The sequence below is a fragment of the Brevibacillus schisleri genome, assembly GCF_055685845.1.
The window spans coordinates 1,803,271-1,827,639 of record NZ_JBVNDM010000001.1; the positions used below are offsets into that span (position 1 = coordinate 1,803,271).

21 protein-coding genes are annotated in these 24,369 nt (G+C 48.9%); 15 read left to right on the forward strand and 6 right to left on the reverse strand.

Annotated elements, in window-relative coordinates; translation table 11 throughout:
* Nucleotides 1-8: 8 nt before the first annotated feature.
* The gene (locus ACUUHJ_RS09085; RefSeq protein ID WP_472298731.1) at nt 9-1,358 is read left to right on the forward strand and encodes a glycosyltransferase family 4 protein; all 1,350 of its coding nucleotides are present in this window, start codon (nt 9-11) and stop codon (nt 1,356-1,358) included.
* A 153-nt stretch (nt 1,359-1,511) separates the two neighbouring features.
* On the opposite strand, the gene ACUUHJ_RS09090 is transcribed toward ACUUHJ_RS09085, so the two are convergent.
* From ACUUHJ_RS09090 to ACUUHJ_RS09100, 3 genes are read right to left on the reverse strand one after another with little or no spacing between them, the layout of a single operon-like run.
* Complete coding sequence (locus tag ACUUHJ_RS09090; protein ID WP_472298732.1) at nt 1,512-2,330, reverse strand: hypothetical protein; 819 nt, start codon at nt 2,328-2,330, stop codon at nt 1,512-1,514.
* Nucleotides 2,323-3,951 carry a hypothetical protein gene (locus ACUUHJ_RS09095; RefSeq protein WP_472298733.1) on the reverse strand — a complete coding sequence of 543 codons (1,629 nt, stop codon included), beginning with the start codon at nt 3,949-3,951 and terminating at the stop codon, nt 2,323-2,325. Before ACUUHJ_RS09095 ends, ACUUHJ_RS09090 begins: the two co-directional genes overlap by 8 nt.
* A 4-nt stretch (nt 3,952-3,955) precedes the next feature.
* Nucleotides 3,956-5,218, reverse strand: coding sequence for an O-antigen ligase family protein (locus ACUUHJ_RS09100; RefSeq protein WP_289676983.1), 1,263 nt, complete (start codon nt 5,216-5,218; stop codon nt 3,956-3,958).
* Between the two features lie 189 nt (nt 5,219-5,407).
* On the opposite strand from ACUUHJ_RS09100, the gene murJ reads away from it, so the two are divergent.
* Nucleotides 5,408-6,934 carry a murein biosynthesis integral membrane protein MurJ gene (murJ, locus tag ACUUHJ_RS09105; protein WP_472298734.1) on the forward strand — a complete coding sequence of 509 codons (1,527 nt, stop codon included), beginning with the start codon at nt 5,408-5,410 and terminating at the stop codon, nt 6,932-6,934.
* On the opposite strand, the gene ACUUHJ_RS09110 is transcribed toward murJ, so the two are convergent.
* A complete protein-coding gene (locus ACUUHJ_RS09110; RefSeq protein WP_472298735.1) occupies nt 6,909-8,285 on the reverse strand; it encodes a phenylacetate--CoA ligase family protein in 1,377 nt (458 codons plus the stop codon). The genes murJ and ACUUHJ_RS09110 overlap by 26 nt on opposite strands.
* A 204-nt stretch (nt 8,286-8,489) precedes the next feature.
* On the opposite strand from ACUUHJ_RS09110, the gene ACUUHJ_RS09115 reads away from it, so the two are divergent.
* Nucleotides 8,490-10,142: a putative polysaccharide biosynthesis protein gene (locus ACUUHJ_RS09115; RefSeq protein WP_188067598.1), complete on the forward strand. Its 1,653-nt coding sequence runs from the start codon at nt 8,490-8,492 to the stop codon at nt 10,140-10,142.
* A 57-nt stretch (nt 10,143-10,199) separates the two neighbouring features.
* Here the strand turns inward: ACUUHJ_RS09115 and ACUUHJ_RS09120 are convergent, their stop codons facing one another.
* A complete protein-coding gene (locus ACUUHJ_RS09120; RefSeq protein WP_472298736.1) occupies nt 10,200-11,051 on the reverse strand; it encodes a class I SAM-dependent methyltransferase in 852 nt (283 codons plus the stop codon).
* Between the two features lie 24 nt (nt 11,052-11,075).
* Nucleotides 11,076-12,173: a polysaccharide pyruvyl transferase CsaB gene (gene csaB / locus ACUUHJ_RS09125; protein WP_289676989.1), complete on the reverse strand. Its 1,098-nt coding sequence runs from the start codon at nt 12,171-12,173 to the stop codon at nt 11,076-11,078.
* Nucleotides 12,174-12,603: 430 nt separating this feature from the next.
* Here csaB and ACUUHJ_RS09130 point away from each other — a divergent pair, with 430 nt between their 5' ends.
* The 12 genes from ACUUHJ_RS09130 to ACUUHJ_RS09185 all read left to right on the forward strand — a co-directional run bounded on the left by ACUUHJ_RS09130 (nt 12,604) and on the right by ACUUHJ_RS09185 (nt 24,367).
* Entirely contained in the window at nt 12,604-13,527 is a 924-nt protein-coding gene (locus ACUUHJ_RS09130; protein ID WP_289676990.1) for a 50S ribosomal protein L11 methyltransferase, read from the forward strand.
* 65 nt (nt 13,528-13,592) lie between these two features.
* Entirely contained in the window at nt 13,593-14,768 is a 1,176-nt protein-coding gene (locus ACUUHJ_RS09135) for an acetyl-CoA C-acetyltransferase (RefSeq protein WP_472298737.1), read from the forward strand.
* 54 nt (nt 14,769-14,822) lie between these two features.
* Nucleotides 14,823-15,812 carry an LCP family protein gene (locus ACUUHJ_RS09140; RefSeq protein WP_472298738.1) on the forward strand — a complete coding sequence of 330 codons (990 nt, stop codon included), beginning with the start codon at nt 14,823-14,825 and terminating at the stop codon, nt 15,810-15,812.
* A gap of 200 nt (nt 15,813-16,012) precedes the next feature.
* On the forward strand, nt 16,013-17,713 hold the full coding sequence (locus ACUUHJ_RS09145; protein ID WP_289676993.1) for an AMP-binding protein: 1,701 nt from the start codon (nt 16,013-16,015) through the stop codon (nt 17,711-17,713).
* Nucleotides 17,714-17,864: 151 nt separating this feature from the next.
* Nucleotides 17,865-18,455 carry a TetR/AcrR family transcriptional regulator gene (locus ACUUHJ_RS09150; protein ID WP_012685390.1) on the forward strand — a complete coding sequence of 197 codons (591 nt, stop codon included), beginning with the start codon at nt 17,865-17,867 and terminating at the stop codon, nt 18,453-18,455.
* Between the two features lie 118 nt (nt 18,456-18,573).
* Nucleotides 18,574-19,347 (forward strand): enoyl-CoA hydratase, encoded by a 774-nt coding sequence (locus ACUUHJ_RS09155; protein WP_289676994.1) that lies wholly within the window; start codon nt 18,574-18,576, stop codon nt 19,345-19,347.
* Between the two features lie 52 nt (nt 19,348-19,399).
* Nucleotides 19,400-20,167, forward strand: coding sequence for an electron transfer flavoprotein subunit beta/FixA family protein (locus ACUUHJ_RS09160; protein ID WP_016739010.1), 768 nt, complete (start codon nt 19,400-19,402; stop codon nt 20,165-20,167).
* Nucleotides 20,168-20,187: 20 nt separating this feature from the next.
* The gene (locus ACUUHJ_RS09165; protein ID WP_472298739.1) at nt 20,188-21,147 is read left to right on the forward strand and encodes an electron transfer flavoprotein subunit alpha/FixB family protein; all 960 of its coding nucleotides are present in this window, start codon (nt 20,188-20,190) and stop codon (nt 21,145-21,147) included.
* A gap of 109 nt (nt 21,148-21,256) precedes the next feature.
* The gene (locus ACUUHJ_RS09170) at nt 21,257-21,523 is read left to right on the forward strand and encodes a hypothetical protein (RefSeq protein WP_289676998.1); all 267 of its coding nucleotides are present in this window, start codon (nt 21,257-21,259) and stop codon (nt 21,521-21,523) included.
* A gap of 140 nt (nt 21,524-21,663) precedes the next feature.
* Nucleotides 21,664-21,981 carry a thioredoxin gene (trxA, locus tag ACUUHJ_RS09175; RefSeq protein ID WP_007722428.1) on the forward strand — a complete coding sequence of 106 codons (318 nt, stop codon included), beginning with the start codon at nt 21,664-21,666 and terminating at the stop codon, nt 21,979-21,981.
* Between the two features lie 184 nt (nt 21,982-22,165).
* Nucleotides 22,166-23,353 carry an ABC transporter substrate-binding protein gene (locus ACUUHJ_RS09180; RefSeq protein WP_289676999.1) on the forward strand — a complete coding sequence of 396 codons (1,188 nt, stop codon included), beginning with the start codon at nt 22,166-22,168 and terminating at the stop codon, nt 23,351-23,353.
* Between the two features lie 147 nt (nt 23,354-23,500).
* A complete protein-coding gene (locus ACUUHJ_RS09185) occupies nt 23,501-24,367 on the forward strand; it encodes a branched-chain amino acid ABC transporter permease (RefSeq protein WP_289677000.1) in 867 nt (288 codons plus the stop codon).
* Nucleotides 24,368-24,369 lie beyond the last annotated feature (2 nt).

Consider the following 24,369-nt stretch of genomic DNA (forward strand, 5'->3'; position numbering starts at 1 on the left):
TTACGTAAATGAATACGCACAACGTGTTGATCATATGCTACATATTTCCTCCTATTGGGGGAGGCGGCGTGCCAAGACCGTTGAAAATGGCCAAATATTTGGGGGGGTTTGGCTGGAATGTCCATGTACTGACAGTAGATCCTGCTTATCATGCGACGCTCGATCCATCCCTTTTGGCACAACTGCCGAGTGATGTCACCATTCACCGTGCGAAGGAGTGGCAGCTGCTGCCGAATCGAGGGGGACAAGCCCCATCAGCAAGTGCCAATACAACGTCTACACCATCACAGCCATCATTTAAGGCGAAGGTAAAAAAACAGATCGTCAATGTGCTGAAAAAAGTGAAGCCATACTTGTTGATTCCAGACGACCAAATCCTGTGGATGCCGAATGCGCTCAAGCTAGGACGAGAAATCATGCGACGTGAAAAGATCGACGTGATTTTTTCTACATCGGGACCAGTAACGAACCATTTGATTGCGAAAAAGCTTTCCCGTGAGTTTGGTTGCAAATGGGTAGCGGATTTCCGTGATCCATGGACGCAAAATATGCACACCTCTGGCATTGAATGGAGAGAGCGCATGGAAGAGCGAATGGAGGAGGCGGTGATGTCCCAAGCGGATGCGATCACGACCGTCACTGCGACCTTCGCCTATAATTTTGGCGAGAAGCATCAGAACCGCATCAAGCGGATGGAGCTGATCTACAATGGGTTTGATCAGGCTGATTTTCAAGGGCTGGCTCCCAACCATGCTGCTCCGGACAAGTTCCATGCGGTGTACGCAGGTATTTTGTACCAAAAGCGCAACCCACGCCTTCTCCTGCAAGCCATCAGGGAGCTCATCGATGAAAAAGCAGTAGACCGAAATGATCTCTTGCTCAGCTTTGCCGGGGTGTTCGATTACCCGGGGTATTCCGAAAATCGCGACTGTGTAGAAGCATTGGGGCTGAGTGACATTGTTCGTGTGTTGGGGAACCTGCCGCATAAAGAAGCACTCGGACTGATGAAAGGCGCGAATGCCCTCTTGCTGATCGGGGATGTGTCCGCTGACGCCGGCGCGTATATTCCGGGCAAGCTCTACGAATACATGGGGATTGGCAACCCGATCCTTGCTCTGAACAAAAGAGGCGAAGCGACAGAGATTATTGAAGATTTCCGTCTCGGTCAGGTAGCCGATCCTGAGCAAAAAGACGAGATCAAGCAAGCATACCTGAAGCTGTATCAGGAGTGGAAAGCGCAAGGACAAACGGGTAGCGAGGAACGCGGAGCTGATTTTGCAGAGCGTGTGAAACCGTATGAGCGCCGTGAACAGGCGAAGCAATTGGCGGAATTGATGGATGAACTGGTGAAAAAATAGTACAGCATCGCCCCGAAGCCAATGAAGGCTTCGGGTTTTTCTTCGTTTGGCAGGAATACTTCTTCTGCTTCAAAATAAAAGGACCTGACGATGTTCGCCAGGTCCTGATTCGTACTGATTTGTCTGCTGCCAAGCTAAGGTAGCAGGCTTTTTTTAGTACAGCAAATATTTCTCTACTTCTTCCGGTTCCTTGATGTGAATGCCACCAGTATCGCCGTATTTTAACAGGTTGAACATCACTTGCTGGTCCATCGTTCCGGCTTCAGGGAGTGGGAGAATGATCCAGGTCTCGTATTGGTGGATCAGACGGTCTTCCTTACCGAACCAAAACGTTGTTTTGATCGTGGATTCCTTCAAGATATAGTCCAGATCGGGGCGTTCTCCCAATTGCTTTTTCAATGGTTCAAACAGTGGGCTTTGGCTATTTTTCAGCCATTCTGCTCCTGTCATTTTCAATTGGAACGGAACGCTGACTACACCGATAACTTTTTCCTCAGGCAATTGAACGGCCTTGTCCATGAGAGGCAGCCAGTCCTCGAAGCCTTTCAATACATCAAATGCTAGCGGCTCATCCGGAGCGGTTACAAACTGCTCATTTGCCTTGATGTAGCGTTTGTCGTTAATTCGATAGTACGAATAAGGCTGGGCCGCGATGCGTGCATCCACATTGTAGCCTTTCCCGTTGATGACGGCTCCATTGAACATACTCGTCGTGGTACGAGACAGGATTGTGTTTTTTACATACCCCTTATACCAGTAAGTCTGTGCCTCTTTATCCGTTTTGCCCTTTTCTAGGGCTGTTTTCAACCACTCGGCCCCTGACTCGGTTTGGACCGTTGTCGTTTGATCCGGCTTCTGGTCAAAATTGGTAGTGGCAAAAGCCTTCGTCCCTGATTCATACGTGCAGCCACCGAGCAGGGAGGCTGTGCAGATGGCAGCGAGCAATGCCCATGCTTTCGTCGCTTTACGCATGGCGAAACCTCCTTACGACTCCGTATCCCAAGAGTCCCACGAATAGCGCGATTGTGAGTCCGAGTACCGGAATGTTGTGCTGCTTAAACACGAGAATACGATGCGTATTGTACATGTTGGCCACGATTTCGTTTTCTTTGTCTCCATCGATGTCGCCGATTTGCACATTGATCAGCGGCATGTAAATGCGCCAGGTTTGTTTCAAGCCCTCTGGCGTGTAGTCATAGCCAGCCAAATAGCGAGTATCTGTGGTACTTACCCAGCTTTTCGCTTTGGCTACGATCTCAGGCTTGGCGTTGTTACCAATCGTAGCAAAGTTGGAGAAGCGGAAGCTCTTATCGTGGTCACCGCTTGCCCACAAAATTTCCCACGTACCGTCTGCTTTTGGTTTCAAGATGTACGAAGGCTTGCCAGCCACGAGTAGCTCATCAACCTTGTCGTTGTCGATATCGGCAGGAATGAACTCGCCAGTTGCCAATTCAGCCTGTTTGCGTGTCAGTGTGTACGATTCTGTCAGTGTACCATCTGGCTCAACAGACAGTACACTCAGGTGCTCGCCCATGACAACGATTCCTTCGCGGCCATCTGGCAGCATCATGGTGGTCATCAGCTTGGTTGCTTTTGTCGTGCCGCCAAAAGGCTTGCCGTCGTAGTTGCCTGTCAGCATACCATCCTTGATGTGTAGATCCGTGTACTTGGAACCCAATGTTTGTCGTACGTCCATACTGCCTGCGTTATCTGCCAGTTGGTTTGCGATGTTCTCCATATCAAGCATAAACGCACGATACGGTGCCGTTCCGATTTGCATCATGCCTTCCGCATATGGTTGGCGTTGGACATTCGGTACCAATTGACCGTCTTTCATCGTGTAATACGGGAAGCCCGGATAATCGGTCGGCAATTTTTCCTGGATGATCTTCATGGTTTCTGCCGGAATCTGATCATTCGGCATCCGCACCATTTGACCATCTTTCCAGGTCAGGACGTAAAGAGAAACAGGTTCCGCCTGCAAATGGCGCAGCTTCTCCGCCATTGCTTTTTTCTCTTCTTCCGTCTCTGGCTTTTCAATTTTTTCCGGCAGTGGAAGCTCCTCGGCATTGCCGTACGTAATGATCTCCATCTTGCCATCGCCATTGACGTCTTGCAGCGTGATCGGGAAATAATCTACCCAATCGCCGTTGTACAAACGATCAGATTCGTATGTCACGGTAAAGTGGCTCAGTGCAGTCAGCGTATCTCTGTTGAACGTCACGTTCGCCAAAAGGGCGATCAGAACCAACGAGCCGACTGCACGCCAGTTGAGGCGCCCATACCATTTCACGAGAAGCGCAATCACGATGACTGCGATTGCACCACCGATCAACAGAGCGGCGGTCGTTTTCACATCGACACGTGTCAGTGCGCGATCCAAGAGCAAGAAGCCGATGGTAAACACAAGCACTTGTCGACGTTCCGACGGATGTACCACAAAGTAGCAAAATGCTAGCAGTGGCAGGAAAATGAGTACAGCAATCCACGTTAAATCAAGGAACGCGGGTTTCACGAGCAAATGATAAATCAGAAACAGGGCAATTGCGTACAGCGCCCAGCTTATCGTATCGAGAATAGGATTCCGGCGCATGCCCTCACCACCTTTTATTTTGTGTCTGGTCGACGAATAATGCGCAGAGGAAGCCGCCAAACAGCCAGAAATAGAGGGCCACGAACGGCACCTCGAAAATGTTTTCCACGAGGTTATGTGTTGCTACCGCGATTAGTCCGCCCAGCAATCCGAGAATCGCAAAAAAGTGCGGAGAACCCTGGATGTTGCGGATGAGCCCAGCTCCGTATTTGAACATCGTGATCACGGTTCCGATCAACAGGATGATCCCGATCAGACCATATTCCGCCAAACTTTTAAAGAAGTAGCTGTCTGAATAAATGGTACCGAAATGGCGAGCTGCAACTGCTCCGCCGTGATGACCGAGTCCGACACCGAACAATGGCTCGATACGCATATTGTCGTATGCTTTTCCCCAGCGCCCGATGCGTCCACCTTCACTGCTAGATTCGAAGTATTCAGGTGTAAACAGCGTGAAAATGCGATCTTTTACTTTTCCGACAAGCGGAACTGAATCAGGAACGAAGAACAGGGCTACAACCCCGATAATCCCTGCGATCACCAAATATCCTGCTACTCGTTTGTTCCAGATGTAGAAGCAAACGAACACGGCAAAGGCAAGAGCGAACCAGGCACCGCGGGACCCGGTTAAGAGCAAAGCAAGCACGGTGGTCAGTGCTACAATGGCCCAAATCAATTTTTGCTTGAGAGTAGTAGCAGTCATGAACAGACCAGCGGCAATCGGTGTAACCAACGCCATATAGCTGCCCAATACGTTCGGGCTCGTTACGAAGGAGAATGCACGCGTTGTAACTGCTTCCCCTTCCTGCACCCATGATTCAGGTGTTTTGACGCCCACGATGACTTGCAAGACACCATACAGTGCCGCTACGAAACCAACCAGCACTAGTACCTTCATGAACTTGTTCAGGTCTTCCATCGACTTCAGTAAATAGAAGCCCATGAAAAAGGCGAGGATGTACTGGTAGACAGAGCGGAATCCTTCTACAGTCGCTTCCCAGTTCGCCATGTCTGTCACCATGATGGCAACACCCAGGACGAAAAAGGCTCCCAGCCAATGTTTGATTCCAGGCATCGTTCTGTTTGATTGCAAAAAGGCTCCAAACGTAAACAGCATCAGAACGATGAGCAGTGCTTCATCCCACAAAGAAGATATGACTGGAATCGGTAGAATCTGTCGCAAGACGTAATCAATTACTGGATAGGCCAACAGCAAATACAACCATGTAGTTGATTGGCTTCCCCACTTCAACACGGTTTCTCTCATTTTTATTGTAGTCCTCCTACAGGTAGGGATTAACCTACCTATTATAATGAATCTGGCAACCCGGTAGCAAGCCGGGGGGAAAGAGGTTGGTAGGAACGGTAGAAATAAGATATGATAACTAGGTAGTTTGAGGGGTTAGAACCAAGCCTGGAACGTAGGGTTTCAAATAGGGATAGGAGAAAAGTGGACATGAGTTTGTTAAAAATTGCTTCCATGATTGTCGTGCTGACTCTCGTTGGAAGGCTTCTGGGCTTTTTTCGCAGTGTGTATGTATCCAACTTGTACGGTACTGGTATGGAGGCAGATGCGTTTAATATCGCGGCAACGATCCCGCTGACGCTGTTCTTGGTCATACCGGGAGCGGTCAATGCTGTACTGATTCCGACCATGCGCGGCATGATGGAAAAAGGAGAGCGGACGACTGACTTGTATCAAAAAATGCTCACGATCATTTTGGGGATATTCGTTGCTCTGTCTGTCTTAGGCGTGGTCTTTTCTTATCAGCTTGCTGCAATGTTTGGACTGACAGGTGAGAAGCTGGAACTCACGGCTTGCATGCTGCAATGGATGTGGCCATCAGCTATTTTCATCGGGTTAACAGGGTTGTGGTCGAGTATATGTAATGCTCACCAACATTTCTTTACACCGACGCTCGGCACGGTAGCCAATGGTGCTTTGGTAATTGTCAGCATGTATGTGCTCGTTCCGATGTATGGACCCATTGGTTTGGCGATGGCTACGACAATCGGTTACTTGGCTGCACTGTTGCCGATTCTCCCGACTTTGCGCGGATTCGGTTATCAGCAGCGCTTCTCCTTCGCTTGGCGTGAGGACGCTGCTCTCAAAGGCATGGGCGAGCGCGTCATTCCGATTTTAATTGGTGCGGTTGTTGCTCAGGCGACTACCTTTTTGGAGCGAGGTTTCGCGGAAGGGCTCGGAACGGGTGTCGTTTCCGCTCTCGCCAATGCGAACCAGATCATGCAATTGCCTCTGGCTATTTTTGTCGGGGCGTTTACGTTGCCGTTATTCCCACTGTTGGCTAGTCATGTCAAGCGGGGGGAAATGACGGAGATGAAGCAAATCCTGCAAAAGGGACTTGCCTATCTCCTCATTTTGCTGCTGCCCGTGACAGTTGGACTTGCGCTATACGCAGAGCCGATCATCCGTCTAGCTTTTGAGCGCGGTGCGTTCGATGAGCATTCTGTCGCTTTAACAGCGTGGGCACTACCGTTTTACGGCGTGGGACTTTTCTTTTTAGCGTCGAGAGACTTGCTGACTCGCGCCTTTTATGCACTGGAAAACACGAAGACACCCGTTATAATCGGGGCGATTGGGATCGGTGTGTATGCCCTTGCCAACTGGTTGCTCATTCCGCTGCTTGGTCATGGCGGAATTGCTCTCGCCAATGCGGTTTCAGCTATCAGTCAAGCACTCCTGCTGTTTATTTTGCTGTGGAGGGCAGTAGGCAGCCCTGTACGAGCGAATTTTCTCATGACTACGGGGAAAACCATTCTGGGCTGCGCAGTCATGGCTGGTGCTATTTTGTTCGTCGATCCATGGTTATCCGTTTTGCCTGTCTGGTTGTACTTATCGCTGGGAATTATGGGTGCAGCTCTTTTATATCTTGTTGTGCTCATTTTGGTTCGCGAGCCACTTGTTTCAGAGCTGCTGCAAAAAGTACGCAAGCGGTCTACTCCAGCGGGGGGGCGCTCGTAAGCGGGAACTCCCGGATTGCATAACGAGTCTTACCTGAGCTAGCGGGAGGAATGGTCTCCACATAAGAAACGTGGATACTCACTTGACCTAACGCCGCGCGAATTCCTGCCAAAAGCTTGGCTTCATCAGCAGGCAAAAAACGTTCGGGCTCCTTCACCAGTCGAAGGCTCAGTCGCTCCGGCTCATGCTGGACGATCTGGAAGGTGCGAAAGCTGTCCATATTGCGAACGATGTGATTAAAATAATGTCCGTGCACGTACTGTCCGTTTCGTGATAGGAACATGTCGTCTTCTCTGCCGTCAATCGAAGCAAGAAGTGGAAAAGGGAGATTGCATGAGCAGGCTGAATCAGAAAGAGCGACGACATCTCCTATTTGGTAGCGGAGGCGAGGCATGACGGTATTGTGCAGGTCAGTGACAAGCAGTGCTCCTGCGTGTCCATTGTTGAGGGGAATATGCGTAATTGGATCGACTACCTCCAAATAACTGTTCCCGGAAAAGGCGTGCATGCTCCCTACTTTACATTGATAGGCGATAATTCCGCCGTCACGAGCGCCGTATTCATTCACAACAGGCGCATCAAAGGCATGGGCAATCGTTTGCCGCTGGTGCTCGTGCAGGCTTTCTGCTGTAGAAACCACTGCTTTGAGCGGGATTCCCAGTGTCGTGCCGCGTCGTAGCATCATCATGGCGAGGGTATGCAGCGCGGAGGCGTACCCGTATAAATAGGCTGGGCGGAATTTCCGGATGAGGCGCAGGTTTGCTTCCAAATGTCTTTCGTCCAATTCATAGGCAGAAATCATCAGGCGGTTTTTCAACCAGCGTTCCTTCCAGCGGTAGCGGCGAGCTTGCTGGGCGTTTAATTCGAGTGGAGAGCCCCAAATCATCACACATGGGTCACCAATGCGAATGCCGTACCAGGATAGCCCAAACCACCGTGCAGCTTCATATCGCTCGACAGTTGGACGATCGAGGTAAAAATGGGTAGGTTCACCCGTGGAGCCTCCCGTTCGATTTCCAATGAGCCTGCTTGTTTGTCGGCCCTGACTCAAATATTGATCAGCGTTTTGCCGAAAGTGTATTTTGGTCAGAACAGGAATCCGCTGCAAAAAACGTTCAGGCATCTCACGCATTTTACTCCAATCTGGGGCGAAGGCATTGTAAGCTGGTACATTTTGTATCGCATGATCGAGTAGTTTCACCAGCTTTTCTCGCTGCTGCACGGTAAGCGCTTCGGCAGATAGACGCTGTGTTGCTTGCAATTCTTTCATGTAAGGACGGATGCGATTTCCTTTCAAAGCCTCCATTAGCGGCCACTGTACATGGCGGATCAAAAATCCGGTTGTGGGCATAATATCCCCTCCTACTCATAGATCTCACAGGCAGATGATTAAAAAAAATCAATGGAATCTGTTTTTCACCAGTATTCCTGCGAAATTCCATCGATATACCTGTTTGCTGGAAGAGGGAAATGATAGTAGGATAGAGAGTGGGTTCATGTCGATTGGTGCTGCCCCACGGGTATCCAGTCAAAGAGACGAATAAAGGAGTTACCCATGTTGAAAAAAAGTCATTTTCTCGCGGGAGCGTTGATCTTAGCCATAGCGGGGATTTTGTCAAAAGTTATCGGGATGTTTTATCGAATTCCGCTTCAAGAGATAGTCGGCGACAGAGGTCTCGGACTCTATCAGGAAGTATATCCTCTCTACCTGACCTTTCTCATATTGGCGACAGCAGGTGTGCCAGTAGCGTTGTCGAGAGTGATTGCAGAGGCATTAGCTGAAGGAAAACAAGGCTCTATTGGACAGATTTTGGCCCGTAGCATGGTCATGATGGGCGCCATCGGACTTGTCTTGTTTGGGCTCCTGTACGTCAGCTCTCCACTCATTGCAAAGCTCATGGGGAATCCGCATTTGATTGAGCCGATCCGAGCGATTTCCATGTCGCTGCTGTTCGTTCCCTTGATTGCGGTTATTCGCGGCTTTTTCTACGGCCATCAAAAAATGTTGTTTGTCGGGCTCTCGCAAATCGTAGAGCAGACCTTGCGTGTCGTATTTATTTTGGTAGCTTCCCTGTATCTCGTGTCACTCGGTGAAGATACGGATACCGTGATTACCGGAGTCAACTTCGGTACGATGATCAGTACGTTTTTGAGTCTCGGGTTTCTAGCGTTACTCATGTGGCTCCACAACCGGAAAAATTCCGTCTTTGGCGGGGCTGAGTGGCGGAGCCTAACATGGTGGTATGATCGTGCTTTCTTCGCCTCGATGTGGCGAATTGCCTGGCCGATTTGTATCAGCGCCTTAGTTATTCCGATTTTCAGCCTGACGGATTCCTTTCTGGCCATTAACATCTTCCGCTATATATGGAATGTGGACGGCTTGACGGCGGATACGTGGTTTGGCATTTACAGCAGGGGAGGACCACTTCTGCAAATGGCGAGCTTGTTCGGATCGTCGATTGCCCTCTCGATCGTTCCTGCCATTGCCGAAGCGATCAGACAAAAGGATCAGGAGCGGATTACGACCTTGACCAAGCTCTCCCTGCGTTTTGCTTGGCTAATCGGTCTACCAGCCGGTCTGGGACTGACAGCTGTAGCTGAAGGGGCGAATCTTGCGTTGTATGGCGATATGGAAGGCACGCGTGCCATGGCGATTTTAGGCATCACCGCGATCCCGCTTTCCTTGTTGCTTGCTACAAACGGTATTTTGCAAGGGATCGGTAAGGAAAAAATCCCTGCGCGTCATCTGCTGTATGGGGTTATTGTGAAGGTACTGGCGACACTCGTGTTTACCTCGATGTTCGGTATGGACGGCTTGTCCTTGTCTTGGCTGGTTGCGACTGCATTTGTCTGCGTACTGAATATGCGAGTCATCAACCGTTACGTATCGATTCCGATTAACTGGCGCTTCGATACCATTTATCCGTTACTGGTGGCTAACCTCATGCTGATTCTGGCTTGGGGAGCGACAGAGGCAATTGATTTCCTGTTCAGGGGAAGAGAACCAGTACGCATTTTGGGAGCGATAGAGACCGTCGCTGGAGTCGGTGTAGGACTCATTGTGTACTTGGGACTGCTCATCCTTATTCCACTCATTGAGGACAAGGAATTGGATTGGCTGCCTGGCGGAAACAAGCTGCGCACCTTTATCCAATTCATTCGGAGGAAACAGGCTTCTTCATTAAAGTCCAATACGAATAACGATTAAACCAATCACAAAACCCCTTTCTCCACAAACGGAGGAAGGGGTTTTATGCGGTCCTTCTTATTTCGCTTTTTGATAAACACAGACGACCATTTTTACGAAAAATTCACGGGTAGCGGGCCATTTTGCCAAGGTCTGCAACTGATTGCGCAACGGAATCTCTCGCTGGTAAACCACAGGCTGCACCACGCCTTGTTGAATTTTTCGAAACCGCTTGATCGTCATGCGATTGATGTACGAGATCGTCTCTCTACCATCGGGAAGCTTGTCGAAGCGAAACGCAATCCGGTCAGAACCGTCTGGCAAGTCACGGACTAGCTGTTTATAGGCGTCAATCAAGGCTTGCTCCGAGAAGAGAGCATGCACCCAAGGAATGCCGATCGCATCTGACAAATGAGCACCGTATGGATGATAATACGGCGGAAAATTGATGTAGAGATGCCCCCCAGGCTTCAAGACCCGAAAGCATTCCTCCAACGTCTTTTCCGGTTCGCCTACGTGCTCCATCGCGTCGTTCATGATGATCGTATCGAACGTGTTGTCCGGGAAGTCCATTCTCGCGGCATCGCCTGTCATGAAGGAGACGAGATGATCCAGTCCTTTTTTCTTCGCGAATTCATTTCCTTCGTCCGCGTAGTGGGGGACGATGTCGATGCCGATCATTTTTTTCGGTCCATAGGTGGCGTAATAACAGGTTTTTCCACCGCCGCCACAGCCGATGTCCAAAACCGTTTTGTCACGGAACATTTCCTCCTGTGAATGGAAGGGGAGGAAAAATTGAATGGTTTGATCCCCTTTTTGAAATTGCCATTCTGTATAGCTCATTTCCCCGTTGTTTGCCAGATTAAATGGGTGAACGGGGAGAGGAAATAATCGATTTAAACGAAGTAACACTTGTGAAGAAAAGGACATGTTGTCCTCCTTTCCAGGTCAGCCTTATTTACGCAGCGCCTGCAAAACAAGTTCACTGCTTTTGGAAGCTTCGATCGCTAACAGATGGGAATGCTTTGTTACCACATCAATTTCGTGATCGAGGGTGTCCAGTTTTTCAGCGAGCAAGGTCAAAAGTGTAGTTTCATCGAGTTGAGTAATATGACCAGCATTGGGCATTCCAGCGCGTTCAACGAATCGATCGATTTTCGGATCGTAGGAGATACCGATAAAAGGGATTCGCAGCATGCACGCAAGAATAAGTGAATGAAGCCGCATTCCAACGACGTAGTTGCATTGCTTCAGTACCGACATAATGTCATGAAAAGTCACGGGTGCATCGAGAAGACGTGCTCCTGGTTGGCTCATCTGGTCCATGATTTCCTGAGACGGTGCCAAATCACTAGGGACATGCATCGGCAGGAAGAGAACATTCCATCCGCGCATGATAAACCAATCTGCTGCCCTGGCTATCTTCTGTTTGAATTGCTGTTCCTGCTTCCAGTCCCGGACAGAGATGGCGACCAAAGGCTTGGAAGGATCATCAAACATACCATGGAGCAGCTCTTTTCCCCGTTGATCTGCAATATCGTCAGGGGATATCGTCAGAGCAGGGTCAGCTGTTATATAGATAGGGGCTTTTTTTACGCCGCAGGCTTTGAAGTCCTCCCCTGATTCGTAGTCGCGAACCGTGATGATGTTGACGTGATTCACCACGCGTTTAATCATCGTGCGACTGAGCGATTTAAGGATGGGTCCAAACCCTTGCGCGTAAAAGACCACGGGTTTACCTAAAAGCTTGGCAATGGTGACGATGCCCAAATAGTAGAGGACACTGCGCGGACTGGTTACATCCTGCATCAGTGTACCGCCGCCCATCACCAGCATGTCACTTCGCGAAAGCTCGCGGACGATGGTTCCAAAGCTCCAGCGGTTATAGGCTTCAATCCCGAACAGTTCCGCAGTCCGATCAGGCTGATTGGACAAGACGGCGAGAGAGATATTTGGTTGTTCCCGCTTAAGAGAGCTGATGATGCCGTACAGGACCACATCGTCTCCGGCATTATTAAAGCCGTAGTACCCGGAGATGAGAATTCGCGACATGGAGTGAACCTTCTTTCTATATCAAACGTACAGGAAAAATACATTCTCAAGTATAATCGAGTAAACAAGGGGAAGTAAAGCAACCACAGTAGAAAACTTCCCGCTCCAATTCTTTGGACAGATACAGTGGGTGCAGCACGGTTCGTAGGGTATAATGATGTTGTTCCGACTTACGAGAACATATAGAGGAAACCCATACCGAACATGCCGATGCCAAGAACGATGAGGGCAATCATGACGATAAAAAGTCCCTTGTTTTTGCGGCGACGGTAAAAAAATTCGTCAAACATGGTAAGCCTCCCTGCGGTTGTGATAGTCCATTCTACTATCATACCATGTTCTCTATCATCCTTGCCATCCACAGATGAGTGAATAGATGTCCGCAAGAATAGGGGCGAATAACAGCAAAAGGGAAGGAGCATTTTTCATCATGGAAAACATGTGGCTCAAATACACATTACTAGTGGAACCAGAAATTGAGGATTTGTTTGTGGCAGAGGTTTTGACCAGCTCCTACACGCTTGGCTGGATCGAACCGCAAATCGAAGTACTGACAACGGAAAACGGATATGATTACGCAGAAAATACGGAAGGTCCACTTGCTGGTTATTTGTTTGAACCCCAGCACGATCGTGAAGAGGAGCATGTAGCTCGCCTGAAGACCTACATTCAGCGGTGGAATGGACAAGTCACGATAAAAGAAGTAGACCTCGTCGCTGAGGAAAATGATTCGTGGAAAGAGGAGTTCCGTGAAGTCAAAATAGGCGACTGGTGGGTGGCACCAACGTGGACGGACCCCGCAGCGTTGGAGTCGGCTCGGCATATCCTATGGATCGATCCAGGTGCAGCCTTCGGAACCGGCTATCATGGGACGACGCAAGACATTCTTTTGTTTTTGCAAGAAATGGATCTGGAGGCTAAGCAAGTCATCGATGTAGGAGCTGGCTCAGGAATTCTCTCTTTGTACTGCGCTTTGAATGGAGCGAAGCATCCTGTATGGGCAGTGGACATTAATCCACAAAGTGAGTATCAGGTTCTTGTCAATGCGACCAATAACCATCTTCCTGACCACGCTGTACAAGTCGTCATTGGGGATGCGAGCGAGGATGCAGTGAAGTCCCAATTGCCTGACCAAGCTGATGTCATTCTGGTCAACATCGGGGGCGATGAAAATGTCGCGATGCTCCCGATGATTACGGAGCGAATGGCACCGAAAGGAACTTTGATTCTCTCGGGAATTGTCGAATGGAATCGGGATGCTGTCATCGCTATATTTGAACAAGCAGGCTTCCAAGTAGAAAAAGAAAGTCAACATGACGAATGGGTTACCGTTGTATTGAAAAACATCGCTTAGAACCGCCCTGTAACTTCCGTGTGAGACAATAAAGAAAATAAGGTACTCAATGGAGGGGAAAACAAATGGAGCAGGTTGTCATTGCTGCTGCTGGACGTACGCCAATCGGTACGTTTGGTGGCGTCTTGAAAGATGTAAGCGCTCGCAAGTTGGCAGAAATCGTCATTCGTGGTGTCATGGATCGATCTGGCCTGGAAGCTTCTCAGATCAATGAAGTCATTTTAGGCAATTGCATTCAGCGGACAGACGAACCAAACATAGCGCGAGTGGCAGCATTGGACGCAGGATTGGGAAAAGAAGTGACGGGCTTCACGATACAACGTCAATGTGCGTCCGGCATGCAAGCGATTGTGAGCGGCGCTTCCCAAATCCTTTTAGGTGACAGTGAAATTGTTTTGGCAGGCGGCGTAGAGAGCATGAGTAACGCCCCGTATGTCCTGAAAAATGCGCGCTGGGGCAAACGTTTGACACATGGAGAAATGACCGATGCGATGTGGGAGTTGTTAACAGATCCCCACCATCAAATCCTGATGGGCGAAACGGCAGAACGTCTGGTCGATCGTTATGGGATCACACGTGAGGAGTCGGATGAAATTGCCTTGCGCAGTCAGCAGAATGCGATCCGCGCCATAGACAGCGGTTTGTTTGCCGAGGAAATCATCGGGGTCCCTGTTAAAAAACGCTCGGAAGAAATCATGGTTACGGAAGACGAATTCCCTCGCAGGGGAGTGACTCTGGAGAGTCTCGCGAAGCTTACACCCAGTTTTCGTGACAATGGTACAGTAACGCCAGGCAATGCCTCTGGGCTCAACGATGGAGCGTCCGCAGCCGTTTTGATGAAAGAAGGAAAAGCAAGAGAGCTCGGGATCGAACCACTTGGCAAAATTGTCTCGTGGGCAGTAGCGGGGGTAGAGCCTGATTTGATGGGATATGGACCCGTTCCAGCGGTGAAGCGAGCATTGGCAAAAGCCGGTTTGACGCTCGCGGATATCGAACTGATCGAAGTAAACGAAGCCTTCGCTGCACAATACCTCGCCGTAGAAAAACTGCTGGAGCTGCCGCGGGAAATAACGAACGTGAACGGAAGCGGCATTGCGCTGGGTCATCCTGTCGGTTCTACTGGCTGCCGAATTGTCATTACCTTGCTGCACGAAATGAAGCGTCGAGACCTGAAACGAGGCTTGGCTGCCCTTTGTGTTGGCGGCGGGATGGGTATGGCGATGGTTGTCGAACGCATATAGGTTTAAACGAAGTCTCCCCTGTTAAAAATGGAAGCAAAGGGGGAGGCTTTTGTCATGTTTATAGGGTCATTTTTCAAGCGACATGGAAAACAGATTGCGTTTCATACCTTATCCTGTTTGGCGATCGGGGCGTTGCTGCTGGTTGCCTACAGTGCCTATCAATACAAGCAAATGACCAATCAGTGGTATGCTCCGCTTGATGGAGCCAAAGGGAGCGCAAAACAGGCGACTGCATCCCTTCCTCCTCGTGATCTTTTGACAGGAACAGCACCATTGAAGCCTTTCGTCGCCCTGCTTCTTGGCGTAGATAGTCGAGACGGGGAAAGCGCTCGTTCAGATACGATGATGCTTGCGGCGATTCATCCCGAGAAGCAATCCGTCTACCTTTTGGCGATTCCGCGTGACAGCTACATGGAGCTCCCGGGAAAGGGATACGACAAAGTGAACCATGCGATGGCTTTTGGTGGTCCGAAGATGGTGAAGGATTCGCTGGAAAAATTTTTACAAATAAAAATTGATCGGTATATCTCCGTAGATTTCGATGGCTTCCGTCAAATTGTGGACGAGCTGGGCGGTGTCACTGTCGATGTGAAGAAACGTATGAAGTACAGCGATCCGAGCGACGACACGTACATCGATATTCAACCAGGGCTGCAGACTTTATCAGGTGAGCAGGCATTGGATTATGCCCGTTATCGCAAAAGTGATCTAGGCAAGGAAGACAGTGATTACATGCGGATTGGCCGGCAGCAGGAGATTCTCAAAGCGTTGGCTTCTAAAGGCACCTCGCTCCAAGGGTATACCAAGGCATTTTCACTCATGGAAATACTTGGTCAGCATGTGAAAACGGACCTCACCGAGCAGGAAATCGCCTCTCTGTTACTGTCTTATGGCGATGGAACTCCGAACACCATTCAAGTCGATACACTGGTCGGGCAGGATGAGCGCATTTGGCATAATGGAATCGTCGGCTGGTATCATCTCGTGCCCACAACTGAACGGGAAAGAGCACGCCAGCAAATGATCAAGGAAATAACACCGTAAGACACAAAGAGCATAAGAGTAAGAGACACGGCTTCATCAAAGGTCGTGTCCTTTTTTGTCGAATGCTCTTGTCCCGATAGAAAGCACATGATTTTAATTGGAAAATTGAATATGTTTCGAATACAATAGTCATTAGGAAGAGATTATGAATGTAGATCATAGGGAGAGGCAAGGCCATTTAAGGGATGGAGGGAATGACCATGTCAAATGCCAAGCCTTGGATTGCCAATTACCCGCCCGAAACTGCGCCGTCATTGGATTACCCCCGTGTTCCTTTGACGCATTTTCTGGAGCAGTCTGCAGCTATGTATCCAGACAGTAACGCGATCTATTTCATGGGAAAAAGCATTACGTATCGAGAGCTTTTGCAGTTGTCATACCAATTTGCCAATGCATTGATCAAGCGCGGTGTAAAAAAAGGTGACCGCGTGGCGATTATGCTGCCAAATACTCCACAAGCCGTCATCAGTTACTACGGGGCGCTTTTTGCAGGCGCGATCGTGGTCATGACCAACCCGCTATATACCGAGCGAGAATTGATTCACCAAATGAACGATTCAGGCGCCGAGACCATCATCACACTGGATTTGTTGTACAAACGTGTTACCCAAGTCCGTGCATCTACCTCACTTCAACGAATCATCATCACAAGCATTGGCGATTTCCTTCCCTTACTGAAAAAATGGCTCTATCCGTTCGTGCAGAAGAAACAAGGACAAAATCCGCAGGTTACATACAGCGTAGATATTGAGCCTTTTCTTTCCGTATTAAAAGAAAGCGCTACCAAGCCTGTTGAAATTCCAGTCGATCCGACCCAGGACATCGCGCTCCTCCAATATACAGGGGGGACAACAGGTGTTGCCAAAGGCGTCATGCTGACGCACGCCAATCTCATTGCGAATGCAGTCCAGTGCCAAGCGGTCCTTTACAAACTGAAAAAGGGAAAAGAACGGATTTTGTGTGTGCTCCCGCTGTTCCACGTGTATGGGATGACTACCGTGATGAACAAAGGAATTTGTATCGCAGCAGAAATTATTCTCGTTCCCAAATTCGACGTGAAGCAAATATTTGAAATGATCGATAAGCGCAAGCCTACTCTTTTCCCAGGGGCACCCACCATGTATATCGGTCTCATCAACCACCCGGACTTGAAAAAGCATGATCTTTCATCGATCGATGCATGTGTCAGTGGATCAGCTCCGTTACCAATCGAAGTGAAGCTCAAATTTGAGGAGTTGACGGGCGGCAAGCTGGTCGAGGGCTATGGGATGACAGAGGCTTCTCCGGTAACACATTCCAACCCGATTTGGGAAAAAGGCATTACGGGAAGCATCGGGATGCCATGGCCAGATACGGATTGCCGGATTGTGGATCCGGCCACAGGAGAAGAAATGCCCCAAGGCGAGGTCGGGGAGTTGGCCGTAAAAGGACCCCAAGTTATGCTCGGCTATTGGAATCGCCCAGAGGATACCGCTGCCGTATTAAGGGATGGCTGGTTTTTGACGGGAGATATGGGTTATATGGACGAAAACGGCTATTTCTATATCGTAGATCGCAAAAAAGACATGATAATAGCCGGTGGCTTCAATATTTACCCGCGTGAAGTAGAAGAAGTGCTCTTTGAGCATCCCGCCATCCAGGAGGCAGCAGTCATCGGTGTCCCAGACCCGTACAGGGGGGAAACAGTCAAAGCCTACGTCGTTTTCAAGGATGGACAGCTCGTGAGTGAAGAGGATCTGGAATCTCATTGCAGACAGAGACTCGCCGCCTATAAGATTCCGAGACAATACGAGATTCGTACAGATTTGCCCAAAACCATGGTCGGAAAAGTATTGCGTCGCCAATTACAAGAAGAAGATAAGAAGAAAAGGGAAGCCCAGGAAGAAATCAAAACGAGCTAGTAGCTGATGTTTTGAGGCTTGCGATCCCAGGCGGAAAGCGGCCTTTTTTGCTGACCTCTTGCGATTGACAGAGGAGTGGCCCTGTATTACACTAATTATGAATGAGTGATCATTCATTTCATCATCAATGTTAGTAAACATGGAGGTAGTTATGGCAAAGAAAACGGGGGAAAAGTATCAAGCCATTATTGATGCTGCTGTTCGAGTAATCGCCAAACAGGGCTATTACAGTGCCCAGGTATCGAAAATTGCGAAAGAGGCGAAGGTAGCAGACGGCACCATATACCTCTATTTTGAAAACAAGGATGATATTTTGATATCACTGTTTAATGAAAAGATGGGCCAGTTTGTGGAGACAAACCGCAAACGCATTTCGGAAGCGACGACCATTGAGCAAAAGCTGTATGTACTCATCCATGCACACTTGAGCCAGCTATCCAAGGACCACGATCTGGCAAAAGTAACGCAAATCGAGCTCCGTCAATCCAGTCCGTTCATTAGTGAAGGAATCGGCAACGTGATGAAGCAGTATTTCAACCTTATTGACGAAGTGATCGTAGAGGGTATGGAGCAGGGCGTATTCCGATCTGATCTTGAGGTGCGGATTACGCGCAAAATGATTTTTGGAACGCTGGACGAAGTGACGACATCTTGGGTGATGAAAGAGTGCAAGTACGACCTTGTCTCTTATGTTGATTCCATTCATAACCTCTTCCTGCTTGGTATGAAGGGAAAAGAATGAAAAGAAAAGCTTTTTTTGCATGAAAACGTTTGTTACAATGGAAATAGTAAGACTGAGCGATCGCTCGGAATGAATAGTAGCTGTTTTTTATATATGGGGAGAGTTTGGGGGGAGAGGAATGGCGTCGCATTGGAATGTAGAAATCGTTGATCGCGTTGCTACGGTTACGATTAGCAACCCGCCTGCTAACGCACTCAGTCAAGCAGTGCTCGGTCAATTGAGTGAACTTTTGGACCAGTGGGAAAATAACGATGAAATCAAAGCGATCGTTTTGACTGGCGAAGGTCGGTTTTTCATTGCAGGAGCAGACATCAAAGAATTTACCCAACTGAATCGGGATAATGCGGAAGAAATGGCGAAGAAGGGTCAAGCGTTGTTCAATCGCTTGGAAACGTTCCCGAAGCCAATCATTGCAGCAATTAACGGCGCTTGCCTTGGCGGAGGATTGGAGCTTGCATTGGCATGCCATATCCGCTTGGCAGCACCTGAAGCCAAGCTTGGGTTGCCAGAGCTGAATCTCGGACTCATTCCTGGCTACGGTGGTACGCAACGTCTACCACGTCTGGTTGGCCGTGGCAAAGCGACACAGATGATTCTCACTTCTGAGATGATCGGTGGCGAGGAAGCTTTGCGTATCGGTCTTGTGGAAGCGGTTTATCCCGTAGAGCAATTGCTTGCAGAAGCACAAAAGCTGGCAGCTGTTTTCGCGAGTAAGAGCGCGATAACCCTGAAGCTTGCCCTAGCGTCCATCCATAACACAACGGAGCTTTCGTTATCACAAGGCTTGGAGCAGGAAGCAAAGCTCTTTGGCGATGCTTTCGCGACGGAGGACGTAAAAGAAGGCGTGACTGCATTTCTCGAAAAGCGCAAGCCGCAATTCGCAGATCGGTAGTTAAGCATATAGCTTCACAAGTATGAGGTACCACTAAGGAGGAGGCATCCTGATGAATATCGTGGTTGTGTTGAAACAGACGTTTGACACAGAAGAAAAAATTGTCATCCAAAACGGACAAATTTCCGAAGATGGCGTTGAATTCATCATTAATCCCTACGATGAGTACGCTGTAGAAGAGGCAATCAAGCTCAAGGAAGAGCACGGCGGAGAAGTAACCGTGATCAGCGTCGGCCCAGATCGTGCGGAAAGTGCCCTGCGCACTGCTTTGGCTATGGGCGCAGACAAGGCTGTTCTGGTGGATGATGAGTCTCTGTTCGGTGACGAATTCACAATCGCCAAAGTATTGGCTGCAGTAGCGAAAAAGGTTGGCTTCGATATCATCATTGGTGGACAAATGGCTGTAGACTCCGGGGCTGGCCAAGGCGGTCCTCGTCTGGCAGAAGAGCTGGGAATTAACCATGTATCGACTGCTGTGAAGTTAGAGGTCGACGGGACGAACGTACGCGTAGAGCGCGATGTAGAAGGGGACCTGGAAGTCGTGGAGACGAGCCTTCCTGTTTTGATTACCGCTCAGCAAGGACTCAACGAGCCGCGCTATCCTTCTCTCCCTGGTATCATGAAAGCAAAGAAAAAACCTTTGGATAGACTCGGCGCAGACGATTTGGGAATGACTGCGGATGAGGTAAAAGCAAAGACAGAAATCGTCGATCAGACATTGCCTCCGAAAAAGCAGGCGGGCCGCATTCTCTCTGGCGAATTGGCAGCTCAAACGTCGGAATTGGTGCAACTGTTGCGCAATGAAGCGAAAGTGATCTAAGCGAGAGGGAGAGGATATCCATGAAAAAAGTACTTGTATTAGCAGAAGTACGTGACGGACAACTTCGCAACGTGTCGCTGGAAGCATTGACTGCAGCACAAGCATTGGCTGAGGGCGGCGAAATTGTAGCAGGTGTATTCGGAGCAGATGCAGCAACGCATGCAGTGACATTGGGTCAGCATGGTGCGAGCACGGTGTATACGGCTGATCATACAGCGTTGGCACAATACACGCCAGATGCGTATGTGCAGGCACTTACGCAGTTGATTGAGCTGGCTTCTCCAGATGCGGTTGTTTTGGGGCATACTGCGATCGGTCGTGACATCGCACCTCGCGTAGCAGCGAGACTCGGTTTTGGTCTGGTTTCGGACGTAACCGGTATTGAAGCAGGCCCAGTATTTATTCGCCCGATCTATGCCGGAAAGGCGACGCAAACACGCAAATTCGTTGATGGAACAACATTTATTACGATTCGTCAAAACAACATTGCCATCGGTGCTGCTGACCCTTCGAAAACGGCAGTGGTGGTTCCAGTTGAATTGGAAATCAAGGATTTGCGCACTATCGTAAAAGAAGTTGTAAGAAAAACAAGCGGCAAAGTAGACCTTTCCGAAGCGAAAGTCGTGATTTCCGGTGGACGTGGCGTGAAGAGTGCAGATGGCTTCCAGCCGTTGTACGATCTGGCGGAAGTGCTTGGTGCAGCTGTTGGTGCATCTCGTGGCGCTTGCGACGCAGACTATTGCGACTACTCCATGCAGATCGGACAGACGGGTAAGGTCGTTACACCTGATTTGTATATCGCATGCGGAATTTCCGGAGCGATTCAGCACTTGGCTGGTATGTCCAGCTCGAAAGTCATTGTTGCCATCAACAAAGATCCGGAAGCGCCAATCTTCCAAGTGGCTGATTACGGTATCGTAGGTGACTTGTTCGAAGTGCTGCCATTGCTGACGGCTGAGTTCAAAAAAGTATTGGTGTAAGATAAAGATGATAACGAGGCGCTCCTTTTTGGGGCGCTTTTTTTGTCCTCGGCTCTTACTTTATGCTTTCCTTGCTTGGTATAATAGGGGTTAAGGAGAGGTGATCGGGATGAGTGAGGAGCTTTTGCAACAACTTAAACACATGGTTGCTGAAAATAATCAAATCACAAAGGAAATTAAGCAAGAACTTCGAGAATTTAAAGAAGAGATGTACGCATTTCGCATTGAGATGTTCGGTTTTCGGGACGATGCTACGCAAAGATTAGACAGATTGGAACGTCAAAATAAACATATCGATGCAGACCTTGACCTGCTGCATCGGAAAGTTAGTGACCACGAACGGGAGATCAATCGGCTCAAACAAGTTGGGCAATAAGGTGCGGACAGACTGGACAGACTAAAGCGAGAAGTGCAGGGCAAAGTGTGGAGCGGCGTAGTCAATTTGTTGTTTGAATGATATACTGATAACCGTTAGGAACCTTTATTTAGTAATTGAAATTCAAGGAGGTAACTTCTATGGCAATTGTAAATGCTACCGACCAAAACTTTTCCCAGGAAGTAGAGCAAGGCGGTACAGTCCTGGTTGACTTCTGGGCTCCATGGTGCGGCCCTTGCAAAATGATCGCTCCTGTACTGGAGCAAATCGACGGTGAAGTGGGCTCCCAGCTCAAAATCGTCAAAGTAAACGTGGATGATAACCCAGACTCTGCTGGTCGTTTTGGCGTAATGTCCATCCCAACCCTGATCGTATTCAAAGACGGTCAACCAGTTGACAAAGTGATCGGCTTCCAACCAAAAGAAGCGCTCATGGCAACTGTAGGCAAACATCTGTAAGAGCAATCCAACGATTGAAGCGGCATAGCTATGTGCCGCTTTTTTATTATGTTTGAATACTGAATTCTGAGCGATCGTTTGTCAAAAAATTAAGTTTACTTGAACGAAAATAATTGCGTTTTTATAATACTTTGATTAAACTTCATATATTCAATTTATTTAGAAAATAAAGGGGGCTTTTCTAATGAAGGGATTTCATTTGATGCGCTCGCTGGCGGCGATCTCGCTAGGGGCGGTATTGATGGTCGGATGTTCGAGCGGAGGAAATACAACTGCTCCTGCAGCAGGAGAAGGTGGCTCGGGACAAGCAGCTAGCGCCGACGGACAAGAGATACAAGCAAAAATCGGTGTCGTTGGTTTCCTTTCAGGATCTGGTGCAGCATATGGAGAAGCGCAAAAAGCAGGATTGGAGCTGGCGTTGGGGGAGCTGAATGAAGCCAACAAAGGAAAGCTCAAGATCGAACTGAAGTTTGAAGACTCCGCCGGAGAAAAGGAAGGCGCGATTAATGCGGTAAATAAACTGATTAATCAGGATAATGTCGTGGCGATCATCGGACCGACACTTTCTGGTGAAATGTTTGCAGCAGGACCAGTTGCAAACGAGGCGGAAACTCCGATCTTTGGTATCTCCAACACCTCAGAAGGAATCAATGATATCGGGGAGTACGTGTTCCGAAATTCTTTGCCTGAGTCCATTGCAATCCCGACAGCTATGAAAGCAGCCGTGGAGAAAAATGGCTTGAAAAAAGTAGCACTCATACATGCATCCAACGATGACTTCTCCGTGAATGGTTACAAGGTCATGAAAGCAACCGCAGAAAAGCTGGGCTTGGAGATTACTGGTGAAGCGACTTTTGCAAATGGCGATGTGGACTTCTCGGCGCAGTTGACCAAGCTGAAGCAAACAAACCCGGATGCTTTGCTTGTGTCCGCTTTGTACAAAGAAGGCTCCATGGTTGTGAAAAAAGCACGTGAGTTGGGCTTTACAGGGACCATTCTTGGTGGGAATGGCTTCAATAATCCGAAAGTTTTTGAAATTGCGGGTCCAGCAGCAGAGGGCTTGATCGTTGCCACTCCATTCAGCCCTGAAAAGAAGGATGATAAGGTACAAGCCTTCGTAAAAGCATTCGAAGCCAAATACAACAAAAAGCCTGACCAGTTCGCTGCCCAAGCATACGACTCGCTGTACATCATGTCGCAGTCACTGCTTGCCGCAGGAAAAGCAGATCGCGAAGAGCTGCGCGGAAAATTGGCTCAGTTGAAAGACTTCACAGGTGTATCCGGCAAACTGTCTTTTGACGAGAAGCGCAATCCGATTGGTGATGCGGTGGTCGTTGTCGCAAAAGAAGGCAAATTTGTCCCGTTTGAATAGGATCGTGCCCGGGGTCGCTCCGGGCTTCTTTTTCTATCGGTTATCTCGCTGGATCAGAAAGTATCAGATGATATTTTCGCTTGCTGATCCAGCGAGAATAACTCAAGCATCGTTAGATGGTAACCACTTAACAGTGAGGTGAGGCATTTGTTTTGGCAGCAATTAGTCAACGGTTTGACAGTTGGTAGCACTTATTCATTGATTGCATTGGGCTATACGCTCATTTTTGGTGTCTTGGGAATCATTAATATGGCACACGGCCAAATTTTTATTTTTGGATCACTGGTTGGCTTGGTATTGATGACCAGCCTGAATATGCCTTTAGGGGTAGCGCTGATCGTAGCAATCGTCATATCTGCCATTTTGGGTCTCGTGCTGGAGTATATAGCGCTTCGCCCCCTTCGTAAAAAAAATGTACCCCATCTGGCATCCTTGATCAGTACGATCGGATTTGCCATTTTAATGGAGGAGGCCATGCACAAGTTTTTCGGTGCTGACTCCCGTTCGTTCCCGCAATCTTTTGGGGACACCACCTTTGACTTGGGGCTCATTCAAATTCGCAGCGTCGATCTCGTTATTTTGGGGATTTCTGTGTTGCTGATGTTCGTTCTGCATTTCTGGATTCAAAAAACGAAAATGGGAAAAGCCATTCGCGCGACGGCTGAAAATACGGATACAGCTAATATTTTGGGGATTAACACGAATATGGTCATTGTTGTGACCGTCATGCTTGCTTCAGCGCTGGGAGGCATCGCCGGCATATTGATCGGGATGGCGTACTCTGCTCTCATTCCGACGATGGGAATGACGCTTGGCTTCAAAGGTTTGGCGGTCTTGATTTTAGGCGGTGTGGGGAGCATTCCTGGAGCCATGGTATGCGGTGTATTGCTCGGGATTATCGAGGTGTTTACCGTCGCATACGGAGACTCGTCGTATCGGGATGCGGTTGCTTTTGGCTTGATCATTCTCATTTTGCTCTTGAAGCCGGAAGGACTATTTGGACGCAAAGCGTAAGG